The following is a 17,902-nucleotide window of genomic DNA, read 5'->3' as shown; positions in this document are numbered from 1 at the left end:
CTTGATACCGACAATTGTTTAATATCCGGCATGGAGGTTTATGTCGGGCTCATCCCGGTAGCGGCCGCGATCAGTGCGGGGGTGTGCCATCATCGTGGCCGTGACCCTCTCCCGGCGTACCGTCCTGCGCACCGGCCTGGCCGCCACCGTCACCACGCTGGCCGGATGCGGCCGGTCAGCGCCCCCGGCGGCCGACCCAACCTGGGCCCAGCCGGCGGCCACAGACGAACCCCTCGACACAGCGGCCGCCGGCACCGCCACGGCCGCACCCACCCGGTCCGCGACGGCGACCGCCGGGTCAGCCGCGACGGCCGGGCGGCCGGGGTACGCGGTCCGGGTACCACAGGTGCTGACCCGGTACCTCAAACCCACCCCGGACAACCCCCGACACCCCGGATACGCCGGCGCCGTGGCCCTGGTCATGCAGGACGGAAAGCCGACGCTCACGGCCCGGGCCGGCGACGCCCTGCGGTACACCGCCGGCCCCGTCGAACTGCCCCCCGCCCGCCGGGTCACCATGCGCACCGACTCGATCTTCGATCTCGCGTCGCTGACCAAGGTCTACACTGCGATCCTCACCCTGCAACTGGTCGACCAGGGCAAACTCGACCTCACCACCCCCGTGCAGCACTACCTGCCCGACTTCACCGGCGCGGGCAAGGACCGGATCACCATCCCGATGCTGCTGGCCCACACCAGCGCCCTCCCGGTCGGCGCCACGGTCACCGGCCTGACCAGCAACACCGACCGGTGGCGGGCCGTCATGTCCACCCCGCTGGTCAAGGGCGGCGTCCCCGGCACCACCTTCCGCTACTCCAGCGTCGGACTCATGGTCCTCGGCCGGCTGGTGGAGAAGATGACCGGCAAGCCCCTCGACCGGGCCCTGCGGGACAACCTCACCACCCCCCTGGGCCTGAAGAACACCGGGTACCTGCCGCTGACCTGGGTCACCGACAAACAGCGCCTGGTCGCCACCGACGCCCGCTCCTCCCGCGGCCTGCTCCGCGGCACCGTGCACGACGACGTCGCCAACCACCTCGGCGGCGTGGCCGGACACGCCGGCATCTTCGCCACCGCCCAGGACGTCGCCGCCATCGGCCAACTGCTGCTGAACGGCGGCACCTACAACGGCAAACGCATCCTGTCCCCCGCCACCGTTCAGCGGATGCTCACCAACGTCAACCGGGGCAAACCCGCGGTCGATCCCGACCGACCCCGACGCACCGCCGACCACGGCCTCGGCGTCGAACTCAACCAGCCCTGGTTCATGGGCAAACTGGCCACACCCACCAGCTTCGGTCACACCGGCTTCACCGGCACGTCGCTACTGGTCGTCCCCACCAGGCGGATGGTCACCGTCCTGCTCACCAACCGGGCCCACCCCAACTGGTCCTGGTCCAACCCCGACACCCACCGGGTCGCCGTACACAACGCCATCGCCGCCGGCTGACGTACCACAGCACCGGTCGGACCACCCGGCGCTCCCGCCCGCCGCCGACTCACTCCCCGGCCACCTGTCGGGTCCCTACAGCTCACCAGCCGCCACCCCGACCGGCGGGACAAGCAGGCCGGCGACGTGGTCGGTGGCTTGCTGGCGGCGGGTGGCGTTGACCCGGCTGTAGTAGCGCATCAGGGTGCCCGGATCGTGGCCGAGACGCTCGGCCACCTCGTGGATGCCGTAGCCGGCGTCAAGCAGGCTGGACGCGAGCAGGTGGCGGATATGATGCGGCCCGAGCGGACGGACCCCGGCCGCCACCGCCAGCTGGTTGAACCGGCTCGTCACGTTGTCCGGCCGCAACGGCCGGCCGGTCCGCCCTACGAACATGTACGGCGACCCGCTTCCCGCACTCCGCCTCGCTTCGGTCAGCACCGCGAGGGTCACCCGGTCCAGGACCAACGTCCTCGTGCCGTTGTGGGACTTCGGTGGTTTCTCCCGAATATGGCTGCTCGGCTCCTCGACGACCCGCTGCCGGCGAACCCTGATAGTGGCGGCGTCGAGTTCCAGATCAATCCACATCAGCCCGCACAGCTCACCACGACGCAGCCCGGTCATCAGCAACAGCCGCCACAACGGATACAACCGATCACCCCGCACGTACTCCCCGAAACAGCGGGCCTCGGCAACCGTCCACACCGCAGGCACCTCGTCGCTCCCCCGGGGCCTGCGCGCACCCAGTGTCCGACCCGTCTGCTCACCCAACGCCTTGGCCAACACCAGGTTCAACGTCCGCAACGTCGTACGGGAATAGCCAGCCGCTTCCAACTGCTGGTACGCCCGCTCGACCATCCGCGCACTCAGCCGGGAAACCCGGACCGCACCCACAAACGGATAGATCAGACCGAGCAACTACCCGTATCCGTACAGCGTGTTGGGCTGGATTTCATGCTCCCGGGTTCGCAGCCAGTCCTGGCAGACCGTCTGCACCGAATCTCCGAGCCGCGGTCGGGGCACCCGCGCGTCCCGCCGACGGCACAACCGCCGGTACTCCCCCAACGCGGCCTGCTCCGTGACGAAACCACCACGCCGCGCCTGCATCCGTACGCCGTTGCGGTCACGGCCCAACTCCACCCGGAACCCGAACAACCCCGTCGACTGATCCTGCACGATCACATCCGCGTCAGCCACGAAGACCACCTCAAATCCAGCCGCGGAAAGGCATTCATTTATCGCAACGAAGCCGGTCCAGCGAACGACACGGCACACCGCGGCCCATCTCTGGCAGACGTTCCTGGCCGCCGGCCCAGGGCCGGAGGATCCTAGTCAAGATCACCGTACGGGGGTACGTGCCGTAGATGTGTCGTGACCATCCATGAGGGACTGACGAGCGAGACAATGCCCACGATCGAGTCAAGAGGCCGCTCAGCTCACACGATCCAGACCCGAACGCGGCATCGAACCTGCTCAAGGGCCCACGCGTCAATCACGGCCAGCACTGCGGTCGGCTGCAACGAGCCCCGCCGGGGTTGCCCGCCGGAAGATCGACAGGCGCCGGACCAGCGACACGATGAAAACCGTACACACGTACGGGCAAAATCAAGTGTCACGAAACGATCAGAACATTCAAGATTACAAACAAAAAGGCCAGCTGAGCTGGCCTTTTGTCCCGTCGGGACGACAGGATTTGAACCTGCGACCCCTTGACCCCCAGTCAAGTGCGCTACCAAGCTGCGCCACGTCCCGATGCTGTCTCGCGGTCGCCCGCGTGGCAGCCGGTACAGCGTAGCGCAGCCGCCCCAGCCGTCGCATGCGCCCCCCGGCTCGGTTCGGCACCGTGTGCAGCAACACACCACGTATGGCGTCCTAGGAGGATGGGATCGAGGTCTGAGCGGTTGCGACCTATGAAGCGGCGATGCCGCACGGTCATTTTTTATGATCGTGCGGCATCGCCGTCGAAGAGGTGATCGCTCCGGCGCGGGCTACCCTCCGCGAGTCCGGAGTCGGATTGACAGCCGAGCACGGGAAGCTGGTCGCACCTGTCGGCAGGCAAGTCAGCACGGCGGGCCCCGGGAGCCCATCCGAAGCCGGAAAACTCAGCAGCCGAAGGCGGCCCTGGAAGCCCCGTCCGAGACCGGAGAACTCAGCCGTGCGCCTTGCCCCGACCGCCCGGTCCGGTCTTCTTGCGGGGTCGGACCGACACCTCCACCGGGCTGCCCTCGAAACCGAACTCCTCGCGCAGCTTCCGCTCGACGAAGCGTTGGTAACCGGCGTCCAGCGGGCCCGTGGTGAACAGCACGAACCGGGGCGGCGCCACGCCCGCCTGGGTGGCGAACAGCACCCGGGGTGCCCGTCCGCCGCGTACCGGGTGCGGGGTGGCCTGGACCAGCGCGGTCAGCCACTGGTTGAGCTGACCGGTCGGGATCCGCTGCTCCCAGCTGCGCAACGCGGTCCGCAACGCGGGGGCCAGCTTGTCCACCGCGCGTCCGGTCTTGGCCGACAGGTTGAGCCGGATGGCCCACGGCACCCGGCGCAGTTCCCGGTCGATCTCCTTGTCCAGGTAGTAGCGCCGGTCGGCGTCCACCAGGTCCCACTTGTTGAACGCGACGACCATGGCCCGGCCGGCCTCGGTCACCATGGTCAGGATCCGCTGGTCCTGCTCGCTGATCGGTTCGGCGGCGTCCAGCAGCACCACGGCCACCTCGGCGGCCTCGATGGCGCCGGCGGTGCGCAGGCTCGCGTAGTACTCCGTACCGCTGGCCTTGCCGACCCGCTTGCGCAACCCGGCGGTGTCGACGAGCTGCCAGGTCTCGCCGCCGATCTGCACCAGGCTGTCCACCGGGTCGACGGTGGTGCCGGCCACCGAGTCGACCACCGCCCGTTCCTCCCGGGCCAGCCGGTTGAGCAGGCTCGACTTGCCGACGTTGGGCCGGCCCACCAGGGCGACCCGGCGCGGGCCACGCGGCCCCGCCTCGCTCACCGGCGGCGGATCGGGCAGCGCCTCCAGGATCCGGTCCAGCAGGTCACCCGAACTGCGGCCGTGCAGCGCGGAGACCGCGAACGGCTCGCCGAGGCCGAGCGACCACAGCGAGGTGGCCTCGATCTCCAGGGCCGCGTTGTCGACCTTGTTGGCGACCAGCAGCACCGGCTTGGCGCTGCGCCGCAGCATCCGCACGGCTGCCTCGTCCACGTCGGTGGGGCCCACGGTGGCGTCCACCACGAAGACCACCACGTCGGCCGTGGCGACCGCGATCTCCGCCTGGGCCGCGATGGCGGCCGCCCGGTCCTTGGCGTCCGGCTCCCAACCGCCGGTGTCGACCACCGTGAACTGCCGGCCGGACCACTGCGCGTCGTACGGCACCCGGTCCCGGGTCACGCCGGGGGTGTCCTCGACGACCGCCTGCCGGCGGCCGATGATCCGGTTCACCAGGGTGGACTTGCCCACGTTGGGCCGGCCGACGACGGCCACCACCGGTACCGGGCCGGTCGCCTCGGTGTCGATCTCCGGTTCGCCCAGCTCGACCCAACCATCCGTGCCGGTCATCGGGACACCGTGCCGTCGAGCAACTCGCGCAGCCGGGCCACGACCTCGTCGATGCCCAGTTCCGTGGTGTCCAGGACCACCGCGTCGGGCGCCTGCTGGAGCGGGGATGTCTTCCGGGTCGAGTCCAGCCGGTCCCGGCGGGCCAGGTCGGCGGCTGTCGCGGTCACGTCGGCGGCGGACTCGGCGCTGCGCCGCTGGGCGCGGGCGTCGGCGGAGGCGGTCAGGTAGACCTTCAGGTCCGCGTCGGGGGCCACCACCGCGCCGATGTCCCGGCCCTCCACCACGATCCGCTCGGCCGCCGCGATCAGCGCCCGCTGCCGGTTCACCATCAGCTGCCGAACCGCCGGTACGGCCGACACGGCCGACACGGCCGAGGTGACCTCCGGACCACGGATCTCCCGATCGACGGGTACGCCGTCGGCGGCGAAGTGCGGCCGAGCCGGGTCCACCCCGACGCTCAGCTCGACCTCGGCGGCGGCCTTGGCCACCGCGTCGGCGTCCAGCGGGTCGGTCCCGGAGCGCAGCACGGCCCAGGTCACCGCCCGGTACATGGCCCCGGTGTCCAGGTACTGGGCGCCCAGCGAGCTGGCCAACCGCCGGGAAACGGTGGACTTACCCGAACCGGACGGGCCGTCGACCGCCACCACCAGCCGACCGGTCCGCACGTTCTCCGCCACCGTTCCTCCTTCAGCACACCGGGACAGCACGCTCAGCCGCCGCCCGAAAGGTTAGCCTGCCGCCGGACCCCGACCACGCGGCGCCGGCCGGCACCCGCCCGCCGGGCCACCGGAGCCCACGGTCAATCATGCCCGGTCGCCCGGAACGCTCCGTAACCGGCCGCCCGGGTCAGTCGCCGACGGCCTTGAACAGCGCCGCGATCTCCGCGTTGGTCAGCCGTCGGGTCCGGCCGGGCCGCAGGTCGCCGAGCCGGATCGGCCCGATGGCGGTACGCACCAGCCGGTTCACCGGGTGGCCGACCTCCTCCATCAGCCGCCGCACGATGTGCTTGCGGCCCTCGTGCAGGGTGATCTCCACCAGCGCGGTCCGGCTGACCGCGTCCACCAGCCGGAACGAGTCGACCCTGGCGGGGCCGTCGGACAGCTCCACCCCGGCCAGCAGCCGCCGCCCGGCCGAGCGGGCCAGCGGACCGGCCACCTCGCACAGGTACGTCTTCGGCACCCCGTACGAGGGGTGCATCAGCCGGTGCGCGAGGGTGCCGTCGTTGGTGAGCAGCAGCAGTCCCTCGCTGTCCGCGTCGAGCCGCCCGACGTGGTAGACCCGGTCGTCGACCCGGCCGAGGAAGTCCGCGAGCGCGGTCCGCCCCTTCTCGTCGGCCATCGTGGAGACCACCCCGCGCGGCTTGTTCAGCGCGAGGTACGCCATCCGGGTGTCGGTGACCACCCGCTGGCCGTCGACCATGATCTCCGCGGTGGCGGGGTTCACCTTGTCGCCGAGCTGGGCCACCTGGCCGTCGACGGTGACCCGGCGCCGGTAGATCAGGTCCTCGCAGGCGCGGCGGGAACCGACGCCGGCGGCGGCGAGCACCTTCTGCAGGCGCTCGGTGGTTGGGCTGTCATCGGGGGGCATCGTCGATCTCTTCCACGTCGTCGGGTAGGAACGGCGCCAGCGGAGGTAGCTGGTCCACCGAGTCGAGCCCCAGCTTCTCCAGGAACATCGTGGTGGTCCGGTAGAGGAATGCCCCGCTGTCCGGTTCCACGCCGCACTCCTCCACGAGGCCGCGGGTGACAAGAGTACGGACCGTTCCGTCGACGTTCACACCGCGGATGGCGGAGATGCGGGATCGGGTCACCGGCTGCCGGTAGGCCACCACCGCCAGGGTCTCCAACGCGGCCTGGGTGAGCCGCACGGACTGGCCGTCGAGGACGAACCGCTCGACGTACGCGGCGTACTCCGGCCGGGTGTAGAGCCGCCAGCCGCCGGCGGCGCGCCGCAGGTCGAACCCGTGCCCGGCCGCCGTGTAGTCGGCGGAGATGGCCCGCAGCGCGGCGGCCACCCGGTCCGTGGGTTGCTCCAGCACCTGGGCCAGGACGATCTCCGCGACCGGCTCGTCGACCACCAGCAGGATGGCCTCCAGCGCGGCGCGCAGCTCCGTGTCATCCATCCCGGGCCCGTCCGCCGCCGTGGCAGCCCGGTCCGCCGCGGGCTCCGCCGCCGGCCCGCCTGCCGCTGATGCGGCCCGAGCCGGCCCATCCGCCGCGTCGGCCATCGCCGGCCCGTCCGGCGCCGTCCCGGGCGCCGGCTCCACCGTGGGTACGCCGTCCTCGCGCTCCGTCGCCACGACCGGCTCGGACCCGGCGGCTGGTTCAGCCGGAGTGGCTGGTTCAGGCCCGGTGACGTCGGGCTCAGCGGCCGGCCCAACGGACGGCTCGGACGCCGTCTCCGGCCCGTCGGGCGCCGGGGTGGGTTCCTCCGCCGGCGCCGGCGTCGGACGAGCCCACGGTGGCACCCAGGCCGCCGCCTGCTCGGCCAGCGATTCCCGCCGGTCCTCCCCGCTCATCCCGTCTCCTCTCCGCCAGCCGGCAGCACCGCATCGGCCGGGAGCGCCGACCCGGCACCCTCGCCAGACGCGTCCACCACACCCGCCGCAGGCACCGCGTCCGCCATGGGCACCGCGTCCGCCATAGGCACCGCGTCCGCCATAGGCACCGCGTCCGCCATAGGCACCGCGTCCGCCATAGGCACCGCGTCCGCCATAGGCACCGCGTCCGCCATAGGCACCGCGTCCGCCGTGGGCGCCGCGTCCGCCGTGGGCACCGCATCGGCCGCGTCGCCGGCCGGTCGGTCGGTGGCGGCCCGTTCGACCGGCGGTGGCGTTCCGGCGTACTCGTCGATGTTCAGCTCCACCCCGCCGTCGGCGGGGCCGGTCCACCGTACGGTGAGGTCACCGAGCGCCTGTTCCTGGGCGAATTCGACAAGTCCCTCCCGGTACAGCTCCAGCAGCGCCAGGAACCGGGCCACCACCTCCAGGGTCGACTCGCAGTCGGCGCACAGCACCCGGAAGTCCGCGCTGCGCAACGAGCGCAGCCGGTCGCGCAGCAGCGCCGCGTGTTCCCGGACACTGACCCGCACCTGGTGGATGTGGTCGATGGAGACCGTGGGCACCGGCTTCGGCGTCATCGCCCGTACGGCGAGCTTCAGCAGCCGCTCGGGGCCGATCCCGAGGACCAGTTCGGGCAGCGCCTCGGCGTACCGTGGTTCGAGGCTGACCGCCCTCGGGTAGCGCCGGGCGCGTTCCAGCCCGGCCAGGTACGCGGCCGCCTCCTTGAACGCCTTGTACTGCAACAACCGGGCGAACAGCAGGTCCCGCGCCTCCAGCAGGGCCAGGTCCTCCTCGTCCTCGACCTCGGCCGCGGGCAGCAGCCGGGCCGCCTTGAGGTCCAGCAGGGTCGCGGCGATCAGCAGGAATTCGCTCGCCTCGTCGAGGTCCCAGTCGTCGCCCATCGCCCGGATGTACGCGATGAACTCGTCGGTGACCCGGTGCAGGGCCACCTCGGTGACGTCCAGCTTGTGCTTGCCGATCAGTTGCAGCAGCAGGTCGAACGGGCCGGTGAAGTTCGCCAGCCGGACCATGAAACCACTCTCGGTGGCCTCCGGCTGTGCTGCCGGACCGCCGCTCTCCCCGGCTCCGGCGTCCGCCGGCACACCATCCGGTTCCGGCACACCCGCAGCCGGCTCGATGGCCGGGGGCGGCCCGGGGGCGGCGTCGGGGGACGTGGTCACCCGAGCACCGTAGTCGACGGGCTCGGCGCCCTGACGCACCGGCGCTACCGCTCGGCCTGGGCGGCGATCACCTCGCGGGCCAGTTGGCGGTAGTTGCGGGCACCCGAGGAGGCCGGGTCGAGCGTGGTGATGGGCGCGCCGGCGACCGTCGACTCGGGGAACTTGACGGTCTTGGTGATCACCGTCTGGTAGACCTTGTCACCGAACGCCTCGACCACCCGCTGGAGCACCTGCCGGCAGTGGGTGGTGCGGCTGTCGTACATGGTGGCGAGGATGCCCTCGAGTTCGAGGTCGAAGTTCAGCCGCTCGCGGACCTTGTCGATGGTGTCCAGCAGCAGCGCCACGCCGCGCAGGCTGAAGAACTCGCACTCCAGCGGGACGAGCACGCCGTGCGCCACGGTCAGCGCGTTGATCGCGAGCAGACCCAGGGACGGCTGGCAGTCGATGAGGACGTAGTCGTACTCCTTGCGGATCGACTTGAGCACCCGGGCCAGGGCCATCTCCCGGGCGACCTCGTTCACCAGCTGAATCTCGGCGGCCGACAGGTCGATGTTGGCCGGCAGCAGGTGCAGTCCCGCCACGTCCGTCTTGATCAGCACGTCCTCGGCGGTGACGTCGTCCTGCATCAGCAGGTTGTAGACCGACAGGTCCAGGTTGTGCGGGTTGACACCCAGCCCGACCGAGAGCGCGCCCTGCGGGTCGAAGTCGACCAGCAGCACCTTGCGGCCGTACTCGGCGAGCGCGGCGCCCAGGTTGATCGTGGTGGTGGTCTTGCCGACGCCACCCTTCTGGTTGGCCATCGCGATGATCCGCGCCGGGCCGTGCCGGTCGGTCGGCATCGGTTCCGGGATCGGCTTGCGCACGGTGTACGCGGCCGGATCCGCTGGCCCCAGCTCGGCGCCCAGGTCGAATGCGGACTGCTGTTCCCGGAGCGTCGAGGTCCACGCCGCGGCACGATCCTCGTTGCCAGCCATGTCCCCGCCCCCTCCCGACGACTAATCCGACGCCGGTGTCCACCAGACTGCCCGCCTGGCGCCGCCACGGGCCGGCCCTGGTTGTCCATGCACCCTGCGAGCCCGCGCAGATCCCGACTGTACGCCACCCGCACGGGGCCGCAGGGACACCGTACCGGCGTGTCGTCCACCCACGGTATCGGGGAGCCGGTCAGCCCAGCGCCCGGGGATGCGCCGTGGCGTACACCTCACGCAGCCGTTCGACCGTCACCAGCGTGTAGACCTGGGTGGTGGTGACCGAGGCGTGGCCGAGCAGTTCCTGCACCACCCGCACGTCGGCGCCGCCGTCGAGCAGGTGGGTGGCGTACGAGTGTCGCAGGGTGTGCGGGGAGACGGCCCGGGGACCGGCCACCGGCAACCCGGCCCGGTCGGCGGCCCGGCGCAGCACGGTCCAGGCGCTCTGCCGGGACAGCGGGCCACCACGGGCGTTGAGGAAGACCGCCGGTACGCCCCGGCCGGCCGCCGCCAGCACCGGCCGGGCCCGGACCAGATAGGCGCGCAGCGCCGCGCTGGCGTACCCGCCGACCGGCACCAGCCGGGTGCGGCCGCCCTTGCCGCGCAGCAGCACGGCACCGGCCGACAGGTCCAGGTCGTCGATCGCCGCGCCCACCGCCTCGGAGATCCGCGCGCCGGTGCCGTACAGGAACTCCAGCAGCGCCCGGTCGCGCAGCTCCAGCGGCCCGGCGGCGGGGTCACCGGCCCGGAGCGGGGAGCCGGCGGGATCACCTGACCCACCGGACCGGGCCGCGGGGCCGGCGGGACCACCGGGCCGGACCACCGGGGGCTCGGTGCCGGCCGCCGGGTCGGGCCCCGGACCGGCGGCGGCCAGCAACCGCAGCACCTCGTCGACGTCCAGCGCCCTGGGCAGCCGGCGGGGCGGCGCGGGCGGCCGGACCTCCCGGCTGGGGTCGGCGGCGGCCAGCCCTTCCCGGGCGGCGAACCGGTGCAGCCCCCGGACGGCGCTGGCCGCCCGCGCGGCCGAGGCCGCCGACAGCGGCGGCCGGCCGTCCGCCCCCGAACGCAGCCGGGCCACGTGCGCCTCGACGTCGCTGGGGGTCACCTCGGCCAGGTCACCGATGCCGGCGGCGGCCAGGCCGGCGAGATAACGATCCAGATCCCGGCAGTACGACGAGAGCGTGTTGGCGGACAGTCCCCGTTCCACGGTGAGGTGGTCGAGGTAGCCGCGTACCGCCCGGAGCAGCGGCGGGGCCGGCGACGCCCCGGGGCCGGTCGGGCCGTCCGGGGCGTCGTCGAGCGCCACGGGTCAGCCCAGGACCTCGGCCAGCGGCACGGCGGTCATCCCGTGGGCCTCGGCGACCGGGCCGTAGGTGACCGACCCGGCGTGGGTGTTCAGGCCCAGCGCCAGCGCCGGGTCCCGGCGCAGCGCCTCCCGCCAGCCGTGGTTGGCCAGCTCCAGCGCGTACGGCAGGGTGACGTTGGTCAGCGCGTAGGTGCTGGTGTGCGGCACCGCACCCGGCATGTTCGCCACGCAGTAGAACAGCGAGTTGTGCACCGGGTACACCGGGTCGGCGTGCGTGGTGGGCCGGGAGTCCTCGAAGCAGCCGCCCTGGTCGATCGAGATGTCCACCAGCACGCTGCCCGGCTTCATCCGGGACACCAGCTCGTTGGAGATCAGCGTCGGGGCCTTGGCGCCGGGCACCAGGACCGCGCCGATCACCAGGTCCGCGTCCAGCACGGCCCGCTCGACCTCGTACGCGTTGGAGGCCACCGTCTGCAGGTGTCCCCGGTAGATGGCGTCGGCCTGGCGCAGCCGGGCGACGTTCTTGTCCAGCAGCAGCACCTCGGCCTGCAGGCCGAGCGCGATGGCCGCGGCGTTCATCCCGGACACGCCGGCGCCGATCACCACGGTCTTCGCCGCGTACACCCCGGACACGCCGCCCATCAGCACGCCCCGCCCGCCGCCCTGCCGCTGCAGGTGGTACGCCCCGACCTGCGGCGCGAGCCGCCCGGCGACCTCGGACATCGGGGCCAGCAGCGGCAGCGACCGGTCCGCCAGCTCCACCGTCTCGTACGCGATGCCGGTGACCCCGCGGTCGACCAGCGCGTCGGTGCACTCCTTCGAGGCGGCCAGATGCAGGTAGGTGAACAGGACCTGACCCTCGCGCATCCGGTTGTACTCCTCGGCCACCGGCTCCTTCACCTTGAGCACCAGCTCGGCGGTCTCCCACACCTGGTCGGCGGTGTCGAGAATGGTCGCGCCCGCCGCCGCGAACTCGTCGTCGCTGAGGGTGGAGCCGGCGCCCGCGCCGGATTCGACGAAGACCTGGTGACCGGCGCGGACGAACTCGTTGACGCCCGCCGGCGTGATCGCCACACGGTATTCGTGGTTCTTGACCTCGCGTGGGACTCCGACCTTCACGATGCTGACACCTCTCTGCCGGACACCCGCTCCGGCCACCTGGCGTGCGCCGGCTCCGTTGCCGCCACCATCCGCCACACCCGCAGGCGGTCAGTCTAGGACCGGCTGTCCGCGCCGGCCGCCTTCAGTGTGACAGGGTGTGACCGTCGCACCTGACGATGTGTCAAGCGAAAGGAAGGGCCCCCTGTTATCGCTTTTGGTATAGGAAGGGCCCGCGCTTAACCCTCCGACCGGATCCTCACCGACCGTACGGTTGGCTACCGCTCCACCGACGGGGCACAGCTCGCCCGGCGCCATATGTCCAGCGGGTGAGATCACCTAGTGTCTGCGCTCATGACGCAACCTCCCTACCAGCAACAGCCCGAGTACTCGCAGCAGCCGGGGTACTCCGAGCCCGGGTACTCGCCGCAGCCGGGGTACGCCCAGTCCGGGTACGCCCAGCCTGGCTACCCGCAGGGTGTCTCGGACAAGAGCAAGGTCGTGGCCGGGGTCCTCGGCATCGTGCTCGGCGCCTTCGGCGCGGGCCGGTTCTACATGGGGGACACCAAGACCGGTGTGCTCCAGCTCGTCGTCAGCCTGGTCACCTGCGGCGCTGGTCATATCTGGGGTCTCATCGACGGGATCCTGATCCTGGTCAACGGCGGGGTGGATGGTCAGGGCCGTCCGCTGCGGGACTGAACCCGGCAGCCGCTCCAAACGGCGGGACCGGAACCGGCAGGGGCCGTCCGCCGCCGAGCTGAAACCAGCACGGGTACGCCGGTCGGGCGCTCGCCCGGCCGGCGTACCCGTGTCCGGGTGCCAACCGGGCGCCGTGCTGGCGTACCCGGCGGCGAGGACCCGGACGAGTCAGTATCCGGAGGCCAGGGCGCATCCGGCGGTGTACCCGGTACCGGCCGGGGGTTCCGGGCTTCCGACGGCGCTCAGGCTGGCGGCGCGGCGGCCCCGGGACGCTCAGTCCGGCGGCGCGGCGGCCCCGGGACGCAACGGCGCCCAGCCGGCGTCCCGAGCCCGCGCCGCGGCCAGCACCCCGGCCACGCACGCCGCGTTGGTGATCTCGCCGGCCAGCACCATCGACACCGCCGCGTCCAGCGGGCGCCGCACGACCGTCAGCTCCGCCTCCTCCTCCCGGCGCTCGTGCCGCCGCTCCGCCGGCACGTCGGTGAGGTCGCGGGCCAGGAAGACCCGGATCACCTCGTCGGTGAAGCCGGGCGAGGTGTGCAGGTCGACCAGCGTGTCCAGCCGGCCGGCCAGCAGGTCCGCCTCCTCCGCCAGCTCCCGCCGCGCGGTCTCGGCCAGGTCTTCGCCGTCGATGTCCACCAGCCCGGCGGGCAGCTCCCACATCATCCGGCCGATCGGGTGCCGGTACTGCCGGATCAGCACCACCCGATCCTGGTCGTCCAGGGCCACCACACCCACCGCGGCCACGTGCCGCACGTAGTCGCGGGCCGCCACGCCACCACCGGGCATCGTCACCTCGTCGGTCATCACCGAGAAGATGGCGCCGGTGAACCGTTCCCGGGTGGACCGGACCTCGTACCGGTGCGCCGTCACGACGGCGTACCGGCCGAATCGGCCCGCGCGTCGGCCTCGCCACCGACGGGTGCCGGTACCGGGTCCAGTTCCACCGGCAGCCGGTCGGCCTCGGAGTACGCCACCACCGCCCGGACGAACGCGGCGAACAGCGGATGCGGCCGGGTGGGCCGGCTCTTGAGTTCCGGGTGCGCCTGGGTGGCCACGAAGAACGGGTGCAGGTCCCGCTCCAGCTCCACGAACTCGACCAGCCGGCCGTCCGGCGAGGTGCCGCTGATCCGCAGCCCCGCCTTGGTCAGCACGTCCCGGTAGGCGTTGTTCACCTCGTACCGGTGCCGGTGCCGCTCGCTGACCTCGGTCCGGCCGTACGCCTCGGCCACGATGCTGCCCTCGGCCAACCGGGCCGGGTACGCGCCGAGCCGCATCGTGCCGCCCAGGTCGCCCTTGCCGGCCACGATGTCCTCCTGGTCGGCCATGGTGGCGATGACCGGGTGTACGGCCTGCTCGTCGAACTCCAGCGAGTCGGCGCCGTCCAGGCCGGCCAGGTGCCGGCCGACCTCGATGGTCATGCACTGCAGGCCCAGGCAGAGCCCGAGAATCGGTACGCCGTTCTCCCGGGCGTACCGGGCCGCGCCGACCTTGCCCTCGATGCCGCGTACGCCGAACCCGCCGGGGATCACGATGCCGTCGACTCCGGCCAGCGCGGCGGCGGCGCCGGTCGGGCTCACGCAGTCGTCGCTGGGCACCCAGCGCAGTTCCACCCGGGCGCGGTGGCCGAAGCCGGCCGCCCGGATCGCCTCGCTCACCGACAGGTACGCGTCGGGCAGGTCGACGTACTTGCCGACCAGCGCCACCCGGACGGTGTGCCGGGGCCGGTGTACCCGGTCCAGCAGGTCGTCCCAGCGGGTCCAGTCGACGTCCCGGAACGACAGGCCGAGCCGGCGCACCACGTACGCGTCGAGGCCCTCGGCGTGCAGCACCTTGGGGATGTCGTAGATGCTCGGCGCGTCCGGGGCGGCGATCACGGCCTCCCGGTCGACGTCGCAGTACAGCGAGAGCTTGTGCTTGAGCTTCTCCGGGATCTCCCGGTCCGAGCGGCAGACGATGGCGTCAGGCTGGATGCCGATGTTCCGCAGCTGTGCCACCGAGTGCTGGGTCGGCTTGGTCTTCAGCTCACCCGACGGGGCGAGGTACGGCACCAGCGAGACGTGCAGGTAGAAGCAGTTGTCCCGGCCCAGGTCGTGGCGGACCTGGCGGATCGCCTCCAGGAACGGCAGGGACTCGATGTCGCCCACCGTGCCGCCCACCTCGGTGATCACCACATCCGGGGTCCGGCCGTCCTCGTCCGGATCGCCCATCGCCAGGATCCGGGACTTGATCTCGTTGGTGATGTGCGGGATGACCTGGACGGTGTCCCCGAGGTACTCGCCCCGGCGCTCCTTGGCGATGACGTCTGAGTAGATCTGCCCGGTGGTCACGTTGGCCTTGCCGGACAGGTCCCGGTCCAGGAAACGTTCGTAGTGCCCGACGTCCAGGTCGGTTTCGGCGCCGTCCTCTGTGACGAACACCTCACCGTGCTGGAACGGGTTCATCGTGCCGGGGTCGACGTTCAGGTAGGGGTCGAGCTTCTGCATCACGACCCGCAACCCGCGTGCGGTCAGCAGACTGCCCAGGCTGGAGGCGGTGAGACCCTTACCCAGCGAGGAGGCGACGCCCCCGGTGACGAAGATGTGCCGGATCGTCCGTGCTGAAGCCAACGCCTGCTCCCGTGGTCGTGGTGTGCGGTCGTGCAGACCGGCGCCGATCAGGCAAAATGATCACGCGATCCACGGGATTCCACGGTAACACCTCTGAGCGGGGCGTACTCGGGGGGTCGGCCCGGTTGCCCACGCCGGGCCGGTTGCCCACGCCGGGCCGATGAACATTCAGCCGGCACCCAGCCGGGCCGTGCCCTCGGCCGGAGCGACCTCGGTCGCCGGGTCGGCGTCCGCCGGCGGGCCGGCGTCCGCCGGCGGGCCGGCGTCCGGCTGCGGGCCGGCGTCCGCCGGCGGGCCGGGTTCGGCACGGTCCGCGGGTCGGCCGGCGTTGGCTGGGCCCGCGTTGGCTGGGCCCCCGTTGACGCCGCCCGGATCCGGGTCCGGGCCGGCACCGGGCACCGGGGTCCGGTCGGCGGCGTGGCCGAGCACCCGCAACGCGGCCAGCGCCGCCATCGGCACGGTGACCGCGGCGGCGGCGCCGGCGACGTTGAAGGCCGACCCGCCGAGCACCCCGGCGATCACGGTGGCGACCGGAACGCCCACCATCCCGGCCCGGACCGCCGGGTAGATGCCGAACAGCCGTTTCAGCCCGCCCCACGGCTGGAGCAGGGCGAACCACACGACGGCCGCGCCGACCAGGGCCAACCCCGTGAGCGGGCTGCCGGTCAGCGCCTTCAGGCTGGCCTCGGCCGACCGGTGCACGGTCAACCCGCCGGTGCCGTCTCCGAGCGCGTCCAGGAAGCGACCCAGCCCGCCCCGCTCCCCCGCCGGCCGCTTGACGTCGATCAGCGCGAAGGCGGTGGTGACGACCAGCCCGGCGATGGTCGCCCAGGCCAGCCGGCCGAGGGTGAGCCAGCCGCCGGTGCTGACGGCCGCGGCGATGCACACCCCGGCGGTCAGCGCCACCGCGCCCACCGGGTCGGCGCCGAGGTACGGGCTGCCCACCGCCACCACCCCGAGGCCGCCCACGCAGATCACCACGGCCGGCCGCCAGCTCCGGCGGATGCGCTGCGCCAGGCAACCGGCGGACAGCAGGATCCCGGCGGTGAACACCCCCAGCCCCACCGTGCCCAGCCCGGCGTACCGGCCGCCGGCCAGGGCCGAGTAGCCGGTCACCCCGTTGAGCTGCAGTCGGGCCCCGGTGAGCACGTCCGCCCCGACGATCAGGGCGGCCAGGCCGAGCACCATGCCGAGCGGGCCGAGGCTGCGGCCGTACACCGGCGCGAACCGGACTCCGGCGGTGCCGGCGGCCAGCGCCGCGAGGGTGACCCCGGCGAACGCCAGGCCGGGATGCGCGGTACGCCACCACGGCACCGCGTCGGCGATCAACGCCGCCGGGATGGCCAGGGCCGCCGCGACCAGCAGCACCTCGACGGCGGACACCAGCCAGCGGGGAGCCGGCACCGGCGCCAGCGGTCCGGCCTCCCGGCGGGCCCGGCGCAGCAGCGGCACCACGGCGACCGCGAGCAGGAAGTCGGCGACGGCCAGCAGCCCGAAGAACCACGCGGCCACCCGGCGCTGCGCGCCGGCTTCCTCGTCGGCGTCGGCGGGTCGGCTGATCGCGGCCGACAGGTCGGCCGGCCGGTTGGCCACGGTGCTGGCGGCCTGGCCCCGGAACAGCCGTTCCGGCAGCGGCCGGCCGAGCGCGGTCAGCGCGGTGGGTGCCAGGTCGATGAGTTGGAGGTACCCGTCGCGTCCGGTGCTCGGCGAGGTGAGCCAGCCGCCTTCCCAGCCCGGCCCGTCGGCGACCGCGACATGCAGCCGGCTCGCCGCGTCGGTGTCCGAGATGCCGGCGACCAGCACGAGCGACCGGTCCGGTCGGGCCGCCAGCACCTGGGCCAGGGCCGCGTCGGCCCGCCGCGCCGCACTGGCCCGCGTCTGCGGGTCCGCGCCCCGCACCGTACCCAGATCGACGATGCTCAACACACACGAGGAGAACAGCGACCGCGCGTCGGTGGGCAGCGCCGGCTCGTACCGGTCCACCCGGCCGAACGGCCGGGCCGCGGCGACCGCCGCGCCGGGACCGACGGCCACGGTGCAGCGCACCGATTCCGGCAGCGCGCCCGGAACGGCCCCCCAGGGCAGGTTGTCCCGGTTGTAGAGCACGGTGGCGCGCTGGTCGGGCAGGTTCGCGCCGATGCCGTCGGGCCGCTCCACCGTGACGCCCGAGCGCGGGCAGCCGGTGGTGCCGCGTTCCCCGCTCCACCCGGCGTAGTTGCCGGCACCGAGGGTCAGCCAGCCGTCCGTCGGGCAGGTGGGTTCGTGTCCCGAACGCACCGACAGCGACCCGATGGACCCCCGCCCGGCCATCCGCCACAGCGTCGGGGTGGTCTCCGGGGAGACGTCCTCCCAGACCAGGCCCGGAACACCGACCAGCATCACGTAGTCGACGTCACCGGGTGGCGCGCCGACCGCCGGACGGGTCGGCAGCGCGCCCGTGCCGAGCGCCACGACCAGCACGGCCAGCAGCGCCAGGCCCAGTCGCCGCAGGATCATGTCGGC

At 72.6% G+C, this 17,902-nt stretch carries 15 protein-coding genes and 1 tRNA gene; 2 read left to right on the top strand and 14 right to left on the bottom strand.

What is annotated here, in order from left to right; translation table 11 throughout:
- Positions 1-100: 100 nt before the first annotated feature.
- Positions 101-1,450 (top strand): serine hydrolase domain-containing protein, encoded by a 1,350-nt coding sequence (locus ACXN5W_RS23630; protein WP_473160544.1) that lies wholly within the window; start codon positions 101-103, stop codon positions 1,448-1,450.
- 75 nt (positions 1,451-1,525) lie between these two features.
- Here the strand turns inward: ACXN5W_RS23630 and ACXN5W_RS23625 are convergent, their stop codons facing one another.
- The 11 genes from ACXN5W_RS23625 to ald form a co-directional block, all read right to left on the bottom strand.
- Positions 1,526-2,347: a tyrosine-type recombinase/integrase gene (locus tag ACXN5W_RS23625; RefSeq protein WP_473160543.1), complete on the bottom strand. Its 822-nt coding sequence runs from the start codon at positions 2,345-2,347 to the stop codon at positions 1,526-1,528.
- On the bottom strand, positions 2,348-2,626 hold the full coding sequence (locus ACXN5W_RS23620; RefSeq protein ID WP_473160542.1) for a hypothetical protein: 279 nt from the start codon (positions 2,624-2,626) through the stop codon (positions 2,348-2,350).
- 481 nt (positions 2,627-3,107) lie between these two features.
- Positions 3,108-3,181, bottom strand: a tRNA-Pro gene (locus tag ACXN5W_RS23615).
- Between the two features lie 397 nt (positions 3,182-3,578).
- Positions 3,579-4,979 (bottom strand): ribosome biogenesis GTPase Der, encoded by a 1,401-nt coding sequence (der, locus tag ACXN5W_RS23610; protein ID WP_473160541.1) that lies wholly within the window; start codon positions 4,977-4,979, stop codon positions 3,579-3,581.
- The gene (gene cmk / locus ACXN5W_RS23605; RefSeq protein WP_473160540.1) at positions 4,976-5,656 is read right to left on the bottom strand and encodes a (d)CMP kinase; all 681 of its coding nucleotides are present in this window, start codon (positions 5,654-5,656) and stop codon (positions 4,976-4,978) included. The genes der and cmk overlap by 4 nt, the downstream gene beginning before the upstream one ends.
- Positions 5,657-5,825: 169 nt before the next feature.
- Positions 5,826-6,566, bottom strand: a complete 741-nt coding sequence (locus tag ACXN5W_RS23600; RefSeq protein ID WP_473160539.1) for a pseudouridine synthase — start codon at positions 6,564-6,566, stop codon at positions 5,826-5,828.
- Positions 6,553-7,497 carry an SMC-Scp complex subunit ScpB gene (gene scpB, locus ACXN5W_RS23595; protein WP_473160538.1) on the bottom strand — a complete coding sequence of 315 codons (945 nt, stop codon included), beginning with the start codon at positions 7,495-7,497 and terminating at the stop codon, positions 6,553-6,555. Before scpB ends, ACXN5W_RS23600 begins: the two co-directional genes overlap by 14 nt.
- Positions 7,494-8,720 carry a segregation and condensation protein A gene (locus ACXN5W_RS23590; protein ID WP_473160537.1) on the bottom strand — a complete coding sequence of 409 codons (1,227 nt, stop codon included), beginning with the start codon at positions 8,718-8,720 and terminating at the stop codon, positions 7,494-7,496. Before ACXN5W_RS23590 ends, scpB begins: the two co-directional genes overlap by 4 nt.
- A 44-nt stretch (positions 8,721-8,764) precedes the next feature.
- Entirely contained in the window at positions 8,765-9,694 is a 930-nt protein-coding gene (locus ACXN5W_RS23585) for a ParA family protein (RefSeq protein WP_473160536.1), read from the bottom strand.
- A 190-nt stretch (positions 9,695-9,884) separates the two neighbouring features.
- Positions 9,885-10,994 (bottom strand): site-specific tyrosine recombinase XerD, encoded by a 1,110-nt coding sequence (locus ACXN5W_RS23580; protein WP_473160535.1) that lies wholly within the window; start codon positions 10,992-10,994, stop codon positions 9,885-9,887.
- Between the two features lie 3 nt (positions 10,995-10,997).
- Entirely contained in the window at positions 10,998-12,113 is a 1,116-nt protein-coding gene (ald, locus tag ACXN5W_RS23575; RefSeq protein WP_473160534.1) for an alanine dehydrogenase, read from the bottom strand.
- 333 nt (positions 12,114-12,446) lie between these two features.
- Between ald and ACXN5W_RS23570 the strand changes: the two genes are divergently transcribed.
- Positions 12,447-12,791: a TM2 domain-containing protein gene (locus ACXN5W_RS23570; RefSeq protein ID WP_473160533.1), complete on the top strand. Its 345-nt coding sequence runs from the start codon at positions 12,447-12,449 to the stop codon at positions 12,789-12,791.
- Between the two features lie 273 nt (positions 12,792-13,064).
- On the opposite strand, the gene ACXN5W_RS23565 is transcribed toward ACXN5W_RS23570, so the two are convergent.
- The 3 genes from ACXN5W_RS23565 to ACXN5W_RS23555 form a co-directional block, all read right to left on the bottom strand.
- A complete protein-coding gene (locus ACXN5W_RS23565; protein WP_473160532.1) occupies positions 13,065-13,664 on the bottom strand; it encodes an NUDIX domain-containing protein in 600 nt (199 codons plus the stop codon).
- A complete protein-coding gene (locus ACXN5W_RS23560) occupies positions 13,661-15,400 on the bottom strand; it encodes a CTP synthase (RefSeq protein ID WP_473160531.1) in 1,740 nt (579 codons plus the stop codon). Before ACXN5W_RS23560 ends, ACXN5W_RS23565 begins: the two co-directional genes overlap by 4 nt.
- Before the next feature lie 168 nt (positions 15,401-15,568).
- Entirely contained in the window at positions 15,569-17,893 is a 2,325-nt protein-coding gene (locus tag ACXN5W_RS23555; RefSeq protein ID WP_473160550.1) for a hypothetical protein, read from the bottom strand.
- Between the last annotated feature and the right edge of the window lie 9 nt (positions 17,894-17,902).

It is taken from the genome of Plantactinospora sp. A48 (genome assembly GCF_055793945.1).
This window is presented reverse-complemented; position numbering and strand designations above follow the sequence as displayed.